The sequence below is a fragment of the Pantoea sp. SGAir0418 genome (genome assembly GCF_043529865.1).
The window spans coordinates 1,814,188-1,830,139 of sequence record NZ_CP027911.1; the positions used below are offsets into that span (position 1 = coordinate 1,814,188).

The 15,952-nt window shown below is 56.3% G+C and carries 20 protein-coding genes; 11 read left to right on the plus strand and 9 right to left on the minus strand.

Translation table 11 applies throughout. The features are described 5' to 3' along the window. Positions 1 to 80: 80 nt before the first annotated feature. Positions 81 to 1,523, minus strand: coding sequence for a pyruvate kinase (pyk, locus tag C1N84_RS08290; RefSeq protein WP_021509977.1), 1,443 nt, complete (start codon positions 1,521 to 1,523; stop codon positions 81 to 83). Positions 1,524 to 1,630: 107 nt separating this feature from the next. Next, positions 1,631 to 2,500 (minus strand): MurR/RpiR family transcriptional regulator, encoded by an 870-nt coding sequence (locus C1N84_RS08295; RefSeq protein ID WP_264443284.1) that lies wholly within the window; start codon positions 2,498 to 2,500, stop codon positions 1,631 to 1,633. Positions 2,501 to 2,873: 373 nt separating this feature from the next. On the opposite strand from C1N84_RS08295, the gene zwf reads away from it, so the two are divergent. Both zwf and C1N84_RS08305 read left to right on the plus strand, forming a co-directional pair. Continuing rightward, positions 2,874 to 4,349 (plus strand): glucose-6-phosphate dehydrogenase, encoded by a 1,476-nt coding sequence (zwf, locus tag C1N84_RS08300; RefSeq protein ID WP_021509979.1) that lies wholly within the window; start codon positions 2,874 to 2,876, stop codon positions 4,347 to 4,349. A gap of 278 nt (positions 4,350 to 4,627) precedes the next feature. Beyond that, entirely contained in the window at positions 4,628 to 5,281 is a 654-nt protein-coding gene (locus C1N84_RS08305) for a bifunctional 4-hydroxy-2-oxoglutarate aldolase/2-dehydro-3-deoxy-phosphogluconate aldolase (protein WP_211724379.1), read from the plus strand. Between the two features lie 78 nt (positions 5,282 to 5,359). On the opposite strand, the gene purT is transcribed toward C1N84_RS08305, so the two are convergent. Beyond that, positions 5,360 to 6,538, minus strand: a complete 1,179-nt coding sequence (gene purT / locus C1N84_RS08310) for a formate-dependent phosphoribosylglycinamide formyltransferase (RefSeq protein WP_031280195.1) — start codon at positions 6,536 to 6,538, stop codon at positions 5,360 to 5,362. A 161-nt stretch (positions 6,539 to 6,699) separates the two neighbouring features. Between purT and C1N84_RS08315 the strand changes: the two genes are divergently transcribed. Next, complete coding sequence (locus C1N84_RS08315) at positions 6,700 to 7,341, plus strand: tellurite resistance TerB family protein (protein WP_058757517.1); 642 nt, start codon at positions 6,700 to 6,702, stop codon at positions 7,339 to 7,341. Between the two features lie 119 nt (positions 7,342 to 7,460). Beyond that, on the plus strand, positions 7,461 to 9,524 hold the full coding sequence (locus tag C1N84_RS08320) for a prolyl oligopeptidase family serine peptidase (RefSeq protein WP_104188976.1): 2,064 nt from the start codon (positions 7,461 to 7,463) through the stop codon (positions 9,522 to 9,524). On the opposite strand, the gene exoX is transcribed toward C1N84_RS08320, so the two are convergent. After that, entirely contained in the window at positions 9,518 to 10,186 is a 669-nt protein-coding gene (exoX, locus tag C1N84_RS08325) for an exodeoxyribonuclease X (protein ID WP_104093225.1), read from the minus strand. The genes C1N84_RS08320 and exoX overlap by 7 nt on opposite strands. 3 nt (positions 10,187 to 10,189) lie before the next feature. Then, entirely contained in the window at positions 10,190 to 10,420 is a 231-nt protein-coding gene (locus tag C1N84_RS08330) for a DNA polymerase III subunit theta (RefSeq protein ID WP_010616356.1), read from the minus strand. Between the two features lie 153 nt (positions 10,421 to 10,573). Between C1N84_RS08330 and copC the strand changes: the two genes are divergently transcribed. The 6 genes from copC to C1N84_RS08360 all read left to right on the plus strand — a co-directional run bounded on the left by copC (position 10,574) and on the right by C1N84_RS08360 (position 13,596). Next, the gene (gene copC / locus C1N84_RS08335) at positions 10,574 to 10,951 is read left to right on the plus strand and encodes a copper homeostasis periplasmic binding protein CopC (protein ID WP_058757520.1); all 378 of its coding nucleotides are present in this window, start codon (positions 10,574 to 10,576) and stop codon (positions 10,949 to 10,951) included. Next, positions 10,951 to 11,832, plus strand: coding sequence for a copper homeostasis membrane protein CopD (gene copD / locus C1N84_RS08340; protein ID WP_211724382.1), 882 nt, complete (start codon positions 10,951 to 10,953; stop codon positions 11,830 to 11,832). Before copC ends, copD begins: the two co-directional genes overlap by 1 nt. A gap of 28 nt (positions 11,833 to 11,860) precedes the next feature. Then, positions 11,861 to 12,208, plus strand: a complete 348-nt coding sequence (locus C1N84_RS08345; protein ID WP_031280196.1) for a YebY family protein — start codon at positions 11,861 to 11,863, stop codon at positions 12,206 to 12,208. Between the two features lie 623 nt (positions 12,209 to 12,831). Further along, positions 12,832 to 13,044: a transcription antiterminator/RNA stability regulator CspE gene (locus C1N84_RS08350; protein ID WP_021510003.1), complete on the plus strand. Its 213-nt coding sequence runs from the start codon at positions 12,832 to 12,834 to the stop codon at positions 13,042 to 13,044. 20 nt (positions 13,045 to 13,064) lie between these two features. Continuing rightward, the gene (locus tag C1N84_RS08355) at positions 13,065 to 13,214 is read left to right on the plus strand and encodes a cold shock small protein YmcF (protein WP_223815600.1); all 150 of its coding nucleotides are present in this window, start codon (positions 13,065 to 13,067) and stop codon (positions 13,212 to 13,214) included. A gap of 253 nt (positions 13,215 to 13,467) precedes the next feature. Continuing rightward, positions 13,468 to 13,596 (plus strand): hypothetical protein, encoded by a 129-nt coding sequence (locus C1N84_RS08360; RefSeq protein WP_021510004.1) that lies wholly within the window; start codon positions 13,468 to 13,470, stop codon positions 13,594 to 13,596. Between the two features lie 110 nt (positions 13,597 to 13,706). Here C1N84_RS08360 and C1N84_RS08365 read toward each other — a convergent pair whose 3' ends face one another. The 4 genes from C1N84_RS08365 to C1N84_RS08380 all read right to left on the minus strand — a co-directional run bounded on the left by C1N84_RS08365 (position 13,707) and on the right by C1N84_RS08380 (position 15,382). After that, positions 13,707 to 14,267 (minus strand): diguanylate cyclase, encoded by a 561-nt coding sequence (locus C1N84_RS08365; protein ID WP_264443298.1) that lies wholly within the window; start codon positions 14,265 to 14,267, stop codon positions 13,707 to 13,709. 176 nt (positions 14,268 to 14,443) lie between these two features. Further along, positions 14,444 to 14,614, minus strand: coding sequence for a hypothetical protein (locus tag C1N84_RS08370; RefSeq protein WP_058774586.1), 171 nt, complete (start codon positions 14,612 to 14,614; stop codon positions 14,444 to 14,446). A 69-nt stretch (positions 14,615 to 14,683) separates the two neighbouring features. Then, positions 14,684 to 15,076, minus strand: a complete 393-nt coding sequence (locus tag C1N84_RS08375; RefSeq protein ID WP_264443659.1) for a YgiW/YdeI family stress tolerance OB fold protein — start codon at positions 15,074 to 15,076, stop codon at positions 14,684 to 14,686. 75 nt (positions 15,077 to 15,151) lie between these two features. Continuing rightward, positions 15,152 to 15,382 carry a hypothetical protein gene (locus tag C1N84_RS08380; protein WP_058781840.1) on the minus strand — a complete coding sequence of 77 codons (231 nt, stop codon included), beginning with the start codon at positions 15,380 to 15,382 and terminating at the stop codon, positions 15,152 to 15,154. A gap of 386 nt (positions 15,383 to 15,768) precedes the next feature. Here C1N84_RS08380 and C1N84_RS08385 point away from each other — a divergent pair, with 386 nt between their 5' ends. Continuing rightward, entirely contained in the window at positions 15,769 to 15,939 is a 171-nt protein-coding gene (locus C1N84_RS08385; protein ID WP_165899336.1) for a hypothetical protein, read from the plus strand. Positions 15,940 to 15,952: the final 13 nt, after the last annotated feature.

Sequence of the window (15,952 nt, forward strand, 5' to 3'; positions counted from 1 at the left end):
TCAGTGAAAAATAAAACGCGACTGCCAGGCAGTCGCGTTTGTCCATGTTGTTACAGCCGCTGTCAGAAGGTGCGTAAAACTCAGTCTACGCGCAGGACACGGCTGGTGTTGGTGGTGCCGGTGGTCGCCATCACGTCGCCCTGGGTGACAATCACCAGGTCGCCGGAGACGAGGAACCCTTTGTCGCGCAGCAGATTAACTGCATCGTGCGCGGCGGCGACACCATCGTTGTTGCTGTCAAAGAACACCGGCGTCACGCCACGGTACAGCGCGGTCAGGTTCAGGGTACGTTCATGACGTGACATTGCGAAGATCGGCAGACCGGAAGTGATACGCGACGTCATCAGTGCGGTACGGCCAGATTCGGTCATGGTAATGATGGCCGACACGCCCTGCAAATGGTTAGCGGCGTACATCGCCGACATGGCAATCGCTTCTTCGATATTGTCGAACTGCACGTCCAGGCGGTGTTTGGATACGTTCACGCTTGGAATTTTTTCCGCGCCGAGACACACCTTTGCCATCGCTGACACGGTTTCCGCCGGATACTGACCGGCCGCCGTTTCCGCCGACAGCATCACCGCATCGGTGCCGTCCAGCACGGCGTTTGCCACATCCATCACTTCCGCGCGGGTCGGCATCGGATTGGTGATCATCGACTCCATCATCTGGGTAGCAGTAATGATGGTGCGGTTCAGCTGACGCGCACGACGAATCAATGCTTTCTGAATGCCCACCAGCTCCGGATCGCCAATTTCCACGCCGAGATCGCCACGCGCCACCATCACCACGTCAGAGGCGAGGATGATGTCATCCATCGCTTCCTGCGTTGCCACCGCTTCGGCGCGCTCCACTTTGGCCACCAGTTTGGCGTCGCAGCCGGCATCGCGTGCCAGACGGCGCGCGTAGTTCATGTCTTCGCCGTTACGCGGGAAGGAGACCGCCAGATAGTCGACGCCAATTTTCGCCGCGGTAATGATATCCAGCTTATCTTTTTCGGTCAGCGCTTCAGCCGACAAACCGCCGCCGAGCTTGTTGATGCCTTTATTGTTGGAGAGCGGGCCGCCGACAGTCACTTCGGTGAAGACTTTCACCCCCTGAACTTCCAGCACCTTCAGCTGCACACGGCCGTCGTCCAGCAGCAGGATATCGCCCGGCACCACATCTTCCGGCAGGCCTTTATAGTCGATACCGACTTTCTCTTTGTCGCCTTCGCCTTTGCTCAGGTTGGCATCCAGCAGGAAGCGGTCACCGACATTGAGGAAAACTTTGCCTTCTTTGAAGGTTGATACGCGAATTTTAGGGCCTTGCAGATCGCCAAGAATGGCGACGTGGCGACCGAGTTTGGCCGCAATCTGCCGCACTTTATCGGCGCGCAGTTGATGATCTTCCGGGGTGCCGTGGGAGAAATTGAGTCGCACAACGTTAGCGCCTGCCGCGATGATTTTTTCGAGGTTGTTGTCGCGATCGGTGGCGGGGCCGAGGGTTGTAACGATCTTGGTTCTTCTGAGACGTCTGGACATGAAGGACTCCGTTGACAAAGTATCGTGTCGATCACAAGTGACACGCAATGGTCACTCATTCTATATGATCGAGGGGCTGTGATTCGACTCACATTGTGAATGTGATGTTAATTATTTTGCTGTGCACGTGATTCCGGCGCCGGCTTTTCGAGGCGCGACGCTTTTAACGCCTCTTTTACCCGTTTGAGATTCTCGCGGAAAGCTGTACCGCGCTCCAGGGTAAAACCGGTTGCCAGCACGTCAACCACGGTGAGCTGCGCCAGGCGGGAAACCATCGGCAGATAGATGTCGGTATCTTCCGGTACATCCAGCGTCAGCGCCAGCGTGGCTTCCTCAGCCAGCGGCGATCCAGGCGAGGTGATAGCCAGCACGGTGGAAGCGTTTACACGCGCCAGACGAGCCAGTTCTATCATATTTTTGGTGCGGCCAGTATGCGATATCAGAACAAACACGTCATTTGGTCCACTATTTATGCAACTCATGCGCTGGATCACAATATCCTCGGACCAGATGACCGGCAGATTAAAACGCAGAAATTTATTGGTGGCATCATGCGCCACTACCGCCGAGGCGCCAAGACCAAAGAAGGCCACTTTATGCGCCTGTGACAATGCCTGCACCGCCTGAGCCACTACCTGCATATCCAGTTGCTGACGGACGCGGCTGAGTCCCGCCAGCGCGGAATCAAAAATCTTGTGGCTGTAGCGTTCTACGCTGTCATTTTCTTCGACATCGCGACTGACCCAACTCGGTCCTTTGGCCAGACTCTGTGCCAGCTGCAGCTTGAAATCGGGAAAGCCGCGCGTGCCCATGCGGTGACAGAAGCGGTTCACCGTCGGTTCGCTGACCTGCGCCGCCTGTGCCAGCGTGGCAATGCTCGAGTGCATCGCCTGCTGCGGCGCGGCCAGAATCTGTTCTGCCACTTTGCGTTCTGATTTGCTCAGCGCGGCCAGCTGCGCCTGTATTTGATCCAGCATGTTGTTAACCCGATGACCATCAATCACTTTTTTGCGTTCACCCGTGCGTGAAATCGCTGCCAATTATGCGGAATATACCGTGTAATAGCCTGACGTACGCAGCGGCGGACAAATGTAACCGCGCTTTTTTTGTCATACTTTGATCGCTGCCGGGTTTTCGCCCGACAAACATCGAAACAGAAAAAGGCGCGTTAGCGCACTTCGCAACACGTTAAATGCGACCCGGCGGTGCAGGATAATCACCTGTAACCGACCGCAGCCGGGTTGTCCTGGCGCGGTGAAAAAAGTACATTGTGCTGTAAGAAAATTACAATAAGGACCCGGCAGGATGAGGACGCTCAGGCCGGGTATATCCTGCAACGAGGAGAGGAAAATGGCGGTAACACAAACAGCCCAGGCATGCGATCTGGTGATTTTCGGTGCCAAAGGCGATCTTGCACGCCGGAAACTGTTGCCTTCACTGTATCAGCTGGAGAAAGCCGGTCAGATTCACGATACTACGCGCATTATCGGCGTGGGTCGCGCGGAGTGGGACAAAGAGGCCTACACCAAAGTGGTGCGTGAAGCGCTGGAAACCTTCATGAAGGAGAAGATTGACGAAGCGCTGTGGGACAAACTCAGCGGCCGTCTCGACTTCTGCAACCTCGACGTTAACGACACCTCGCACTTCTCGAAACTGGGCAAGATGCTGGATCAGAAAAACCGCGTCACTATCAACTACTTTGCCATGCCGCCGAGCACCTTTGGCGCCATCTGTGAAGGCCTGGGCGCCGCTAAACTCAACGCCAAACCGGCGCGCGTGGTGATGGAGAAGCCGCTCGGCACCTCGCTGGAGACTTCGCAGGAGATTAACGACAGCGTCGGTAAATTCTTTGATGAAAGCCAGGTGTTCCGTATCGACCATTATCTCGGTAAAGAGACGGTGCTCAACCTGCTGGCGCTGCGTTTTGCCAACTCGATTTTCGTCAATAACTGGGACAACCGCACCATCGACCACGTGCAGATTACCGTGGCGGAAGAGGTGGGTATCGAAGGCCGCTGGGGTTACTTCGACAAAGCCGGCCAGATGCGTGACATGATCCAGAACCACCTGCTGCAGATCCTGACCATGATCGCCATGTCGCCGCCGTCCGATCTCAGTGCTGACGCGATTCGTGATGAGAAGGTGAAAGTGCTGCGCTCGCTGCGCCGCATCGACCAGACCAACGTGCGCGAGAAAACCGTACGCGGTCAGTACACTGCCGGTTTTGTGCAGGGCAAAAAAGTGCCGGGCTACCTGGAAGAAGAGGGCGCCAACAAGCAGAGCAGCACCGAAACCTTCGTCGCCATCCGCGTGGATATCGATAACTGGCGCTGGGCGGGCGTGCCTTTCTACCTGCGCACCGGTAAGCGTCTGCCGACCAAGTGCTCAGAAGTGGTGGTGTACTTCAAAAACCCGGAAATGAACCTGTTTAAGGACTCTTACGCCGAACTGCCGCAGAACAAGCTGACGATTCGTCTGCAGCCGGACGAGGGCGTGGATATTGAAATCCTCAACAAGGTGCCGGGTCTTGATCACAAGCACAAGCTGCAGACCACCAAGCTGGATCTGAGCTACTCCGAAACCTTCAATCAGTCGCATCTGGCGGATGCCTATGAGCGTCTGCTGCTGGAAACCATGCGCGGCATTCAGGCACTGTTTGTGCGCCGCGATGAGGTCGAAGCGGCGTGGACTTATGTCGATTCGATTATTGAAGCGTGGAATGCGGATGGCGACGCCTCCAAACCGTATCAGGCCGGCACATGGGGCCCGGTCGCCTCGGTGGCGATGATCACCCGCGACGGCCGTTCGTGGAACGAGTTTGAATAACCGCTCCTGCATCGCTGACTGAGAAGTTTATATTTACGCCCCTGCGCTGTTCGCCAGGGGCGTTTTGTTTTCAGTCAGTAGGGTTTATCCTGGTCGCCATTAATGGCGACTCTGCAGACCGATGCGAAATGATGCGCACCAGGCAATCATTCAAAAATGAACCGCGGTTTCAAAAATTGATGATATCCAATAGACGTCCGTCCGGCCGATCTTGTATGGTAGGGCTCTCTTTCTGACAGCCGGACCGCGCGTTGGGCTGTCTCTCCTGAGGAAACGTAATGAAGAACTGGAAAACGAGTGCGGAACAGATTCTGACTACCGGCCCGGTTGTGCCGGTGATTGTCGTCAACAAGCTGGAACATGCGGTGCCGATGGCCAAAGCGCTGGTCGCAGGTGGCGTACGCGTGCTGGAAGTGACGCTGCGCACGCCGGTAGCAATGGATGCGCTGCGGGCAATGATCAAAGAAGTTCCGGAAGCGATTGTGGGTGCCGGCACGGTGATCAATACCCAGCAGCTGAAAGAAGTGACCGACGCCGGTGCGCAGTTTGTCATTAGCCCGGGGCTCACCGAACCGCTGCTCAAGGCGGCGGTGGAAGGACCGGTGCCACTGATTCCTGGCATCAGCACCGTGTCGGAACTGATGGTTGGTATGGATTATGGTTTGCGCGAGTTCAAGTTCTTCCCGGCAGAGGCGAACGGCGGCGTCAAAGCGCTGGCGGCGATTGGTGGTCCATTCCCGCAGGTGCGTTTCTGCCCGACCGGCGGCATTTCACCAGCCAACTATCGTGACTATCTGGCGCTGAAAAGCGTGCTGTGTATTGGCGGTTCGTGGCTGGTGCCAAACGATGCGCTGGAGAGCGGCGACTGGGATCGCATTACGCAGCTGGCGCGTGAGGCAGTGGCGGGCGCGGCTTCCCCCGCTGATCGGTAATAACGCTGCCGCACAGAGGCTACGCGGCAGCAATCCATCTTTACGGGTGGTGATGACAACGCTTCACCACCCGGGCAATCAGCCCTGAACCTGCACCGCCGCGGCGCTGGCAATGGCGCGAGCCACGGCATCATCGGTGCTGTCACCGGTCGCCAGCGCGACACCCAGACGGCGCTGCCCCGCAATTTCCGGCTTACCAAACAGGCGCAGCTGCAAACCGGCGCCAAGTGCGGCTTCCACATTCACAAACTGCACGTTGTGGCTATCGAGCTGTGGCAGGATCACCGCCGAAGCAGCCGGTCCATACTGGCGAATGCCGCCAATCGGCAGGCCGAGGAAGGCGCGCACGTGCAGCGCGAACTCAGAGAGATCCTGCGAAATCAGCGTCACCATACCGGTATCGTGCGGACGCGGAGAGACTTCGCTGAACACCACCTCGTCGCCGCACACAAACAGCTCCACGCCAAACAGGCCGTAACCGCCCAGCGCTTTCACCACGTTAGCGGCGATGTCCTGCGCGCGCTGCAGGGCCAGTTCGCTCATCTGCTGCGGCTGCCAGGATTCACGATAATCACCGTCTTCCTGACGATGACCAATTGGCGCGCAAAAGTGGATGCCGTCCACCGCGCTGATGGTCAGCAGGGTGATTTCAAAATCGAACTTCACGACGCCCTCGACAATCACCCGGCCCGCGCCCGCGCGTCCGCCTTGCTGCGCGTAATCCCAGGCGTGATCCAGCTGGCTGGCTTCGCGAATGAAACTCTGGCCTTTACCGGAGGAGCTCATTACCGGTTTCACGATGCAGGGAAAACCGATCTCGTGCGCGGCCGCGACGAAACGCGCTTTGCTATCCGCAAACTGATAGGTTGAGGTCGGTAACGCCAGCTCTTCTGCCGCCAGACGGCGAATGCCTTCGCGGTTCATGGTCAGACGCGCAGCACGGGCCGTCGGCACCACTTTTTGCCCCTGCGCTTCCAGCTCCAGCAGTTTTTCGGTGGCGATGGCTTCAATTTCCGGCACCACAAAGTGGGGCTGCTCCTGCGCAATCAGCGCCGCCAGTGCGTCACCGTCCAGCATGTTAATGACGTGGCTGCGATGCGCAACGTGCATCGCCGGGGCATCGGCATAGCGATCGACGGCGATCACTTCCACCCCGAGACGCTGACACTCCAGCGCCACCTCTTTGCCCAATTCACCTGAACCTAACAGCATGACACGCGTTGCGGCAGGACGCAGCGCGGTTCCGAGAGTCGTCATAATTTCACCTTAGCAGTCAAAATGCGCGCGCAGTATAAACGAAAACGTTTGCGTACTCACGCATTGCGCACGTCCGGCTTTGCCATACTTTGCCGGCTCTGACGTTAACTGACACAGCGTGCGGCAGCATAGTGAGCGGAAACTTAAACAGGAGTTAAACGATGAGTAACTGGCTGCAGCAAATTCAATCGGTTCTGGCAAAGAAGGGCGGTGACGGCAAATCAGGCGGCCTGAGCGATATGCTGGCACCCGGCGCGCTCGGTGGCCTGGCGGGTTTACTGGTTGCCAGCAAATCGTCGCGCAAGCTATTAACCAAATACGGCGGCACCGCGCTGCTGGTCGGTGGCGGCGCCGCGGCAGGCGCGGTGCTGTGGAATAAATACAAGCAGCGCGTGCGTGAAACCCATCAGGATGAGCCTGCGTTTGGCCAGCTGCAGACGCCGCTCGACCAGCGCGCGGAGCGACTGGTAACCGCGCTGGTGTTTGCTGCGAAAAGCGACGGGCACATTGACGATCGCGAGCGCACGGCCATCGAGCAGAATATCCATCAGGCCGGTTACGGTGCGCAGGCGGAAGCGCTGATTCAGCAGGCAATGAACCGTCCGCTCGATCCGCAGTGGCTGGCCGCCGACGTGAAAAACGAAGAGGAAGCGCTGGAACTCTATTTCCTTAGCTGCGCGGCGATCGATGTCGATCATTTCATGGAACGCAGTTATCTCTCCGCGCTCGGCGATGCGCTAAAAATTCCGCAGGACGTGCGCGACGGTATTCAGCGCGACATCGCGGCGGAAAAAGCGGCCTGAGTCACGCCGGGGGCGGCTGTGGCGGCCTCCGGTTACACTTCGCGTGCGTTTCCGGCTTGGCTTCCTCTGCCAGAAGTGCCACGCTTGCAGGATGTCGTCTTTCAGGGAGAAACTCTGTAATGAATCAGCCGCAAGCGAAAAAAATCCCCCACCACATGACGTTACACGGCGAAACGCGCACCGATAACTATTTCTGGCTGCGTGATGATGACCGGCAAAACCCCGAGGTACTGGCTTATCTGGAGGCGGAAAACCGCTACGGTAAAGCGATGATGGCTTCTCAGGATGCGCTGCAGGATCGGGTGCTGAAGGAGATTATCGATCGGCTGCCGGCGCAGGACCACTCGGTACCGTATGTGAGAAACGGCTACCGCTATCAAAGTCGCTATGAAGCCGGCAATGAGTACGCGGCCTATTTCCGCCAGCCGGTGGATGCGCCCGCCGACCAGCCGTGGCAGCTGCTGTTAGATGGCAACCAGCGCGCCGCGCACAGTGATTTTTACACCATGGGCACGCTGGATATCAGCCCGGATAACCAGGTGATGGCGCTGGCGGAAGATTTTCTGTCGCGCCGCCAGTACGGCATCCGCTTTCGTAATCTCAACAGCGGCAGCTGGTATCCGGAGGTGCTGCGCGACGCGTCCTCCAGCGTGGCGTGGGCCAACGACTCACGCACCCTCTACTACGTACGCAAGCATCCGAAAACGCTGCTGGCTTATCAGGTGTGGCGTCACGAACTGGGGCATCCGCAGTCGGAAGATCAGCTGGTGTATGAAGAGCAGGATGAGTCTTTCCACCTCAGCGTGCATAAAACCACCTCGGAACACTTCATCCTGATCGCGCTGTTCAGCACAACTACCAGTGAAATTCTGCTGATTGACGCGGAATATCCGGACGCACAGCCGCAGGTGTTTTGTCCGCGGCGGCGCGATCATGAATACAGCATCGATCACTATGATCACCAATTCTTCATTCGCTCCAACCGCGACGGCAAAAATTTCGGCCTGTACCGCAGCGCGTGGCTGGCTGAAGATCGCTGGCAAACCCTGATTCCGCCGCGCGACCACGTAGTGATGGAAGATTTCCAGCTGTTTCGTAACTGGCTGGTGGTCGAAGAGCGCCAGCGCGGAGTAAATACTCTGCGCCAGATTAACTGGGCCAGCGGCGAGAGTTACGGTATTGCCTTTGACGATCCGGCCTATGTCACCTGGCTGGCCTACAACCCCACGCCGGAAAGTGACACGCTGCGTTACGGCTACTCGTCGATGACGACGCCGACTACACTGTTCGAACTGAACATGGAGACCGGCGAGCGGCGCATTCTCAAGCAAACCCCGGTGCCGGGCTTTGACTCTGCCGACTACAAAAGTGAACACCTGTGGATCACGGTGCGCGACGGCACGGAAGTGCCGGTCTCACTGGTTTATCACCGTAAACACTTTCAGCGCGGCGCCAATCCGCTGCTGGCGTACGGCTACGGCGCGTATGGCAGCAGCATGGAGGCCAGCTTCGGCACCAGCCGCATCAGTTTGCTGGAGCGCGGTTTCATCTACGCGATTATCCACGTGCGCGGCGGCGGCGAGCTGGGCCAGCAGTGGTATGACGATGGCCGGCTGCAACATAAAATGAACAGCTTCACCGACTTCATTGATGTCACTGAAGCGCTGGTAGCGAAAGGCTACGGTAACCCGCAGCAGCTGTACGCCATGGGCGGCAGTGCCGGGGGCTTGCTGATGGGCGGTGTGCTGAATATGGCGCCGCAGCTGTTTCACGGCGTGATCGCTCAGGTGCCGTTTGTCGATGTGGTCACGACCATGCTCGATCCGTCGATTCCGCTGACTACCGGTGAATATGATGAGTGGGGCAATCCGGAGCAGGCGGAATTCTATCGCTACATCCGCCAGTACAGCCCGTATGACAACGTGACAGCGCAGGCGTATCCGCACCTGCTGGTGACCACCGGGCTGCACGATTCGCAGGTACAGTACTGGGAACCGGCGAAGTGGGTGGCAAAGCTGCGTGAGCTGCGCACCAACGATGCGCTGCTGTTACTCTGCACCGATATGGATTCCGGCCACGGCGGCAAATCAGGACGTTATAAATCCTATGAAGGCGTGGCGCAGGAGTTCACTTTCCTGATCGCCCTGGCGCAGGGTACGCTGCCGCCGCGCAGCGATTACTGAGAGTCCTTAACGTATTTGCGCAGCGTCTGCCGCAGCGGCGCGCGCAAATCACGTACATTTTCCAGTACCCAGCGCAGATAGCCCGGATCTTTACGCGCGATGCTGCCGATGCTCTGACCACGATATTTACCAAACGGGAACACTTCGTCGCTGACCGGCGCCGGCTGGCAGCGACTCACCATCTCGCTGGCGCTCCAGCCGGAGGTTTCCATAATGCGGATCAGTAGCGCGGCGGTGACGTAGCAATCGTACAGCGCGCGGTGCGCGTGCAGATCATCCGGCGGCGACACCTCAAGTTTGAGGCTGTGGCGCAGCGCCTGATTACCGTATTTAATGCCCGGCCACAGCTGGCGCGCCAGCGTCATGGTGCAGATCCATTCGCCCGGCATCGTCGGCAGCATGCGCCGGTCAAAGCTGGCGTTATGCGCCACATAGTGCGGGCTACCGTGATAGCGGCCAATCGCCTCTTCGATGGTCGGCTTGCCCACCACCATGGCTTCAGTGATGCGGTGCACCGCCATCGCCTGACGACTGATGGGCCGGTCCGGGCAGATCAGATCGCTCATCGGATTGACGATCTGGCCGTCAATGACATCCACCGACGCCACTTCCACCACGCCGCCCTGCAGGCCACAGGTTTCCGTATCGATTACGCGTAACATAAATTATTTCTGCTTAGGTTCGTAGGGCAGGCGGGAGAGGCTGAGCGATGCCTGTCGATAGGCCATCAGGCGCTGACGGAACCAGTCGCGCAGCGCTTCCGGCTGCTCGCGCTCCACCATCTCGGCGATCACCGGCATGTTATAGCGCTCTTTAAACGCCACGCCAGCGGCGGCGAGATCGACGTTTACTTTGTCTTTCTCTTCCTGCGACAGCAGGGCAAGGTTTTGGCTCATGCTTTTCTCCTGATAAACAGGGGCAAAAATAATGGTTTCGCCCTGCTGGATCAAGGGAATTGGATCGCACCGCAAGTCTCGACAGCCTAAAAGCAGCGGCGTATCCTGCTGCCACATTTGCGGCGCAGTGCCGCAGTTAAAAGGGAAGACGTGATGATGAAAACTGCATCCAGGCGCGTTATCGCGCTACTGCTGGCGGGCGCGACGCTGGGCTTCAGCCAGCTGGCTCTGGCACATGCCCACCTGAAAGCCCCGGTGCCGGCGGACAACGCCGTGGTGGAGCGCGCGCCGCAGCAACTCACCCTGACATTCACCGAAGATATTGAACCGGCATTCAGCGGCGTGGAAATGATCAACGCGCAGCAGCAACCGGTGGCGCTGGAGAAAGCCCAGCTGAATCCGCAGCAGCACGATCAGCTGATTGTGCCGATCGCCCAGCCGCTGGCGTCGGGCCATTATCAGGTCAACTGGCACGTGCTGTCAGTGGACGGCCACAAAACCAAAGGTAGCTACAGCTTCAGCGTGAAGTAATGAGTCTTAACGCGTTCTGGATCGGCCTGCGGGCGCTGCATTTTCTGGCGCTGTTTCTGCTGACCGGCAGTGCATTTTATACCGCGCTGCTGGCGCCGGCGCGCTACCGACCGGTGCTGACACAGCGCTGGCGGCGGCTAATGGGATACAGCGCCGTGCTGAGTTTACTCAGTGCGCTGTTGATGCTGGCGGCGCAGACCGGGCTGATGAGCGGCGACTGGCGCAGCATCACCAGCATCGACGTCTGGCTGGCGGTGCTGGGCACGCGCTTCGGCGCGGTGTGGCGCTGGGTTATCCTGTTTGCCCTGCTCAGCACGCTGGCGCTGCGCCTGCGTGGTAATCTGCGCCAGCAGGCGTTACTGGCGACTGCGCTGTTGCAGCTGGTGGCACTGGCGGGCGTCGGCCATGCGGCGATGCGCGATGGCATGCCGGGACTGCTGCAGCAGGGGAATCATGCGCTGCACCTGATCGCGGCCGCCTTCTGGGCCGGTGGTCTGCTGCCGCTACTGCTATTGATGCGCGAGGCGCGTAACATTGCCTGGCGCACCGATGCCATTCGCAGCATGATGCGCTTTTCACGCTATGGTCATCTGGCCGTGGCGCTGGCGATTGTTACCGGCACGGTCAACAGTCTGCTGATTGCCGGTACGCCGCTCAACTGGACCGCCACGCTGTGGAGCGAGCTGCTGGTGAGCAAAGCGTTGCTGGTGGCACTGATGGTGCTGATTGCGCTGCTTAATCGCTATCTGCTGGTGCCGCGTTTTCGCCTGGCCGCCAGCCGGGCACCGAAACTTTTTATCCGTCTGACGCAGCTCGAGCTGCTGCTGGCGTTGATTGTTATCGGGCTGGTAAGCGTGTTTGCCACGCTTTCGCCGGCCTGAATCTGTTAAAAGATGAGATGAGGTCGAGATTTTGCTGAAGAAACTGATTCCAGCTGGGTTACTGATGGCGTTGTGTAGCCAGGCGTTCGCCGGGCAGATTATCACCGTCAGCCGTTTTGAAATTGGCAAAGATAAGTGGCCGTTCACCCGTGAAGAGGTGATGCTGACCTGCGAGAAAGATGGCGCGCTGTTTGCCATCAACCCCAGCACACTGCTGCAGTATCCGCTCAATGATAAAGCGCTGGCGCGCGGCAATGCAGGGCAGGGCACATTGCAGTCCATCGATACCATCCTCGCCGCCGATAAAGCGCATCCGGGACAAAAAATGAGCCTGCAGCCGATCGTCGATCGCGCCCAGCAACTGTGCGGTAAATAATCCCTGCATTTTCAGGCGTAGCGCACATTTTTGCCGCTGCGCCTGCCAGCCGTTAGTGCCAGCGCGATCACAGAGTTGGCAGCTTTTGCCGGCGGCGTAGCCCGCTGGCTGGAAAATCACCGATGCTGGTCTACCTTTAAAAGGCAAGGCGTCCTCGCCTGCAAAAATGCCAACTTTTAGCGCACGGCTCTCAACGAGCCATTTCCCTGGACCCGATACAGGAATCGTATTGGGTCTTTTTTTGTCTCTTTTTCGGCTTACTCTTTACCTGGCGAAATGGCAGTCGTGGCCGCAGCAAAATAATTATTTTAAATGCCTGAGGCTTTCAGAGATTAAAATAGTGACTGATTCTATCCACTTAAAACTTTAAACGCGGAGCGTTGACCGTTTCGTTACGCCTTTAATTGGCCATTAAATTTTATTACCCCTTGTGTTTACCCGCCAGACGTGCGTTAATGCATCTCCGGTCTGATAAGCAGACAGTCCCATAGTTAGTTCGTTTTGTATCTCTCATCTGTGTTAGTGCCTTTCCTGTGCCTTTCTCTTTGAGTTTTATCTCAGGTTCTGATGTGTCGCTGCGGTTCAGCCTCTAATGCCATATGGCTCATTATCAAGGTATAAACATGTCAAATAAAATGCTCGGTACAGTAAAATGGTTCAACGCTGAGAAAGGTTTCGGCTTCATTTCTCCGGAAGACGGCAGCAAAGACGTTTTCGTCCATTTCTCTGCCATTCAGGGAACTGACTTCCGCTCACTCGATGACGGTCAGAAAGTTGAATTCTCTGTAGAAAACGGCCCTAAAGGTCCGTCCGCTGTTAACGTTACAGGTCTCTGATTATTACAGTAATTAATGCTATGAGATGCCCACAATGTCAGGGCTCTCAATATCGCCAGTCCGTTTTTGACAGGAACAGGCAAAATCCACTCGGCGCAAAATGTATTTTTTGTAAGTCGATTATGATTGCCATTGCCTCATCGTTGTATGTGATGAAAGAAGCGAATTAATTCAGTTGTGTTATTCATGTGGCGAAATAAATTAATAACCACACCTGATGACTAACGCAGCGAGTACCCTATTATTGGTCACCTTCGGGTGGCCTTTTTTATGGTTACTAGCTGAAGCCTGGCGATAAGCAAAGCGTAAATCGCTGACTAATTTACTTCTTACGCTTAATTCACAGATGCGTGATAAACCCGTCGGGCTGAAGGATAACGCAACTAAAATAGTTATTACCTAATGTGGGGTATGGAGGTGCTTATGTCAGAACGACCCGATGATGTCACTCCGCTGCCTGATGATGCGCAGGTGCCCGGAGAAGAGCCGCTTGATGACGATGATGATACCGGCACCGGATTGCCTGAAGACGATGGGCAAAAACCGATCTAATCGATAAACCTCCCGCGGGAGGTTTTTTTATCATGTGGGTATTGGCTGTGGTGGAATCAATAGCTTCCCCAATCATCCACATTTCCATTCAGCGCGGTGGTTTATGCTGTTTACGTTGAGGCGTTTTTCTTCGCGCGCCGGGTACGCAGATATTCTTCCAGATAAGGCAGCAGTTCAAACACCACGATTGCGCACAGTACGCCAATAATATAACCCTGCGGCAGCGGATCGGCACGCAGCGTAAGAGTAAGCCGGGGCGTTTCATTGCCAGCCCCAAACAGCGCGAGAAATTGCGGCCAGTGACGGGAGATCACCAGTAGCAGCGCCATCAGCGGCACCATTTCGAGAAAACTGTGGATGTGTTGTTCGACCGGCGTCACTTTTCTGCTTTTCACCGCATAGCTGACGTCCCATAACGCAGTGGCTTCATGACAAAAAAACAGCACGATCATTAGCGCAATAATCAGCGCATTCACCTCAAGAAATAATGCCAGCAGCAGCGGAGTGCCCATCTCCAGAAACATTAAAATATGTATCCACGTCTCTTTAACGCCGGAGGTGTGCTCTATATCGGTTGCGCGATGACAAAGCCAGTCGGCAAAACCAGCAATAAGCCAAACCGGTAAGACAAAATAGAGTAACAGCAACATCTGTGGATCAAGACTGTGCATCAGCATAACCTATATTTCAGCGTAATAACCAAGCATAGCCATGAAAAGTTAATAAGGATAATGGTGGTGAGCGTTAATTAAGCCAGACGTAAAAAAGCCGCCGGAAATAATACCCGGCGGCGATAAGGACAATAAATTTCAGGGCAGGGCGCGGTAAGTACTGATGCCGCTAACAGTCAGGCCTGCGGCTGACCTACCGGCCCCTTACTCATTGGACCGCCGGGCACCGGTTGTTCTGCAGGGACATTAGGGCGTCCGTCCGGGCCAATTGGCCGTTCAGGTTGCTGACAGCCAGCCAGCGCGGTCAGGGTGGAGAGGATTAACAGACTGGCAAACAGGCTCTTCATGCGATGATTTCCTGCCAATGGAAAGATAATGTCCGCCGCACACGCGACGGCGGACCGGACGATAACGCATTAAGGTTCTTCGATACGTGCAACATCCACACGGGTATTTTCGCCACGACCATACACTTTGCCGCTTACCCGTACCTGATCCTCAGCGTTATAGGTTTTGCCTTTGAAGGTATCGACAGCGGCTTTAATGGTGATGGTGCCGGTGCTGTCGCGGAATTGATAATTATCACCGCTTAACTTTTTAACGATATAACCTTCCAGCGTGACATAGCCGCCCTGACGAAAATCCCGAATCTGTTCGATATGCGTCTGGCCGGTGTCTTCAGACCCTTTATAACCGGCGTCCTGTTGTTTCTGCGGCGGCGGGGTTTTACCGCCCTCGAAGCCGCCCTGTTCAGCGATAGCGCCCAGACTAAACACCATCAGCAGTGACGCCAGTACCGTTTTTTTCATCATAATCATTCCCTCTTGATTGCAACATTCCACAATGACTTAAGCCTGGCACAGGATCGCGCATACCGGGAGCCGTTACGCTGAATCGTTATTTAACACGCTTGCCGGAATGTCGATGCGATCGCCCAGCGACCAGCGTTTCTGCCCCAGCACGCGCTGCGGCGTGGTGTCCGGTACGTTGAAATAGTAACCGGCGGCGCCGTTATCGTCGGGCTGCGCTTTGAACAGCGTGTCCGGACGGATGCCCATCTCATTGAGGTCGTCGTCGCTTAACGCAAGGTAGGTGGCTAATGCAGACTGGCTCATGGCTTTCCTCCTGTCTTATGGGTACGTATTCAGTTAAGCATCGATTGGTATTTATGCCATCGGCTGCGCTTAATGCAGGCGGTGATGATTTGACGAACGCCAGATGCTGTTCTTGACTGAGTCGTACAGGCATCAAATTGAGGTCGCTACCATGACTGAGCTATTCCATATTATTTCCGTCGGTACCCTTGTCGCCGGACTTTATTTGCTCAATTAGCGCATTTATTAAGCGTGATAACATTGCGTGAGATAATACGTAAGTGACGTTGTCACATGTGATGCATCGTCATGCTGAGCGCAACGCAGCGGATATTTGCAGCAGCCAGCCACAGCGAAAAATGGTATAACAGGGCGCATTGATTGATGGCCGCTTAACAGGATTTCGCATGGCAGCAAATACACACTATCTTCTTTGGGTGATGATTGGCACGCTCACCATTCTGAGCATTTTTATCGGCGCGATTGTCGGTCAGGCCAAAACGCCGCGCACCGGATTGCTGACCTTTGCCGGTTTGTTTGTCGGTTTTATGCTGGCGATCTTTTTAATCACGCGTTAGCCGGGGATTCGTC

Bases quoted from the DNA above. Each gene is read 5' to 3' on its own strand.
- pyk (WP_021509977.1), bottom strand. From the start codon at position 1,523: ATGTCCAGACGTCTCAGAAGAACCAAGATCGTTACAACCCTCGGCCCC.
- C1N84_RS08295 (WP_264443284.1), bottom strand. From the start codon at position 2,500: ATGCTGGATCAAATACAGGCGCAGCTGGCCGCGCTGAGCAAATCAGAA.
- zwf (WP_021509979.1), top strand. From the start codon at position 2,874: ATGGCGGTAACACAAACAGCCCAGGCATGCGATCTGGTGATTTTCGGT.
- C1N84_RS08305 (WP_211724379.1), top strand. From the start codon at position 4,628: ATGAAGAACTGGAAAACGAGTGCGGAACAGATTCTGACTACCGGCCCG.
- purT (WP_031280195.1), bottom strand. From the start codon at position 6,538: ATGACGACTCTCGGAACCGCGCTGCGTCCTGCCGCAACGCGTGTCATG.
- C1N84_RS08315 (WP_058757517.1), top strand. From the start codon at position 6,700: ATGAGTAACTGGCTGCAGCAAATTCAATCGGTTCTGGCAAAGAAGGGC.
- C1N84_RS08320 (WP_104188976.1), top strand. From the start codon at position 7,461: ATGAATCAGCCGCAAGCGAAAAAAATCCCCCACCACATGACGTTACAC.
- exoX (WP_104093225.1), bottom strand. From the start codon at position 10,186: ATGTTACGCGTAATCGATACGGAAACCTGTGGCCTGCAGGGCGGCGTG.
- C1N84_RS08330 (WP_010616356.1), bottom strand. From the start codon at position 10,420: ATGAGCCAAAACCTTGCCCTGCTGTCGCAGGAAGAGAAAGACAAAGTA.
- copC (WP_058757520.1), top strand. From the start codon at position 10,574: ATGATGAAAACTGCATCCAGGCGCGTTATCGCGCTACTGCTGGCGGGC.
- copD (WP_211724382.1), top strand. From the start codon at position 10,951: ATGAGTCTTAACGCGTTCTGGATCGGCCTGCGGGCGCTGCATTTTCTG.
- C1N84_RS08350 (WP_021510003.1), top strand. From the start codon at position 12,832: ATGTCAAATAAAATGCTCGGTACAGTAAAATGGTTCAACGCTGAGAAA.
- C1N84_RS08355 (WP_223815600.1), top strand. From the start codon at position 13,065: ATGAGATGCCCACAATGTCAGGGCTCTCAATATCGCCAGTCCGTTTTT.
- C1N84_RS08360 (WP_021510004.1), top strand. From the start codon at position 13,468: ATGTCAGAACGACCCGATGATGTCACTCCGCTGCCTGATGATGCGCAG.
- C1N84_RS08365 (WP_264443298.1), bottom strand. From the start codon at position 14,267: ATGCACAGTCTTGATCCACAGATGTTGCTGTTACTCTATTTTGTCTTA.
- C1N84_RS08370 (WP_058774586.1), bottom strand. From the start codon at position 14,614: ATGAAGAGCCTGTTTGCCAGTCTGTTAATCCTCTCCACCCTGACCGCG.
- C1N84_RS08375 (WP_264443659.1), bottom strand. From the start codon at position 15,076: ATGAAAAAAACGGTACTGGCGTCACTGCTGATGGTGTTTAGTCTGGGC.
- C1N84_RS08380 (WP_058781840.1), bottom strand. From the start codon at position 15,382: ATGAGCCAGTCTGCATTAGCCACCTACCTTGCGTTAAGCGACGACGAC.
- C1N84_RS08385 (WP_165899336.1), top strand. From the start codon at position 15,769: ATGGCAGCAAATACACACTATCTTCTTTGGGTGATGATTGGCACGCTC.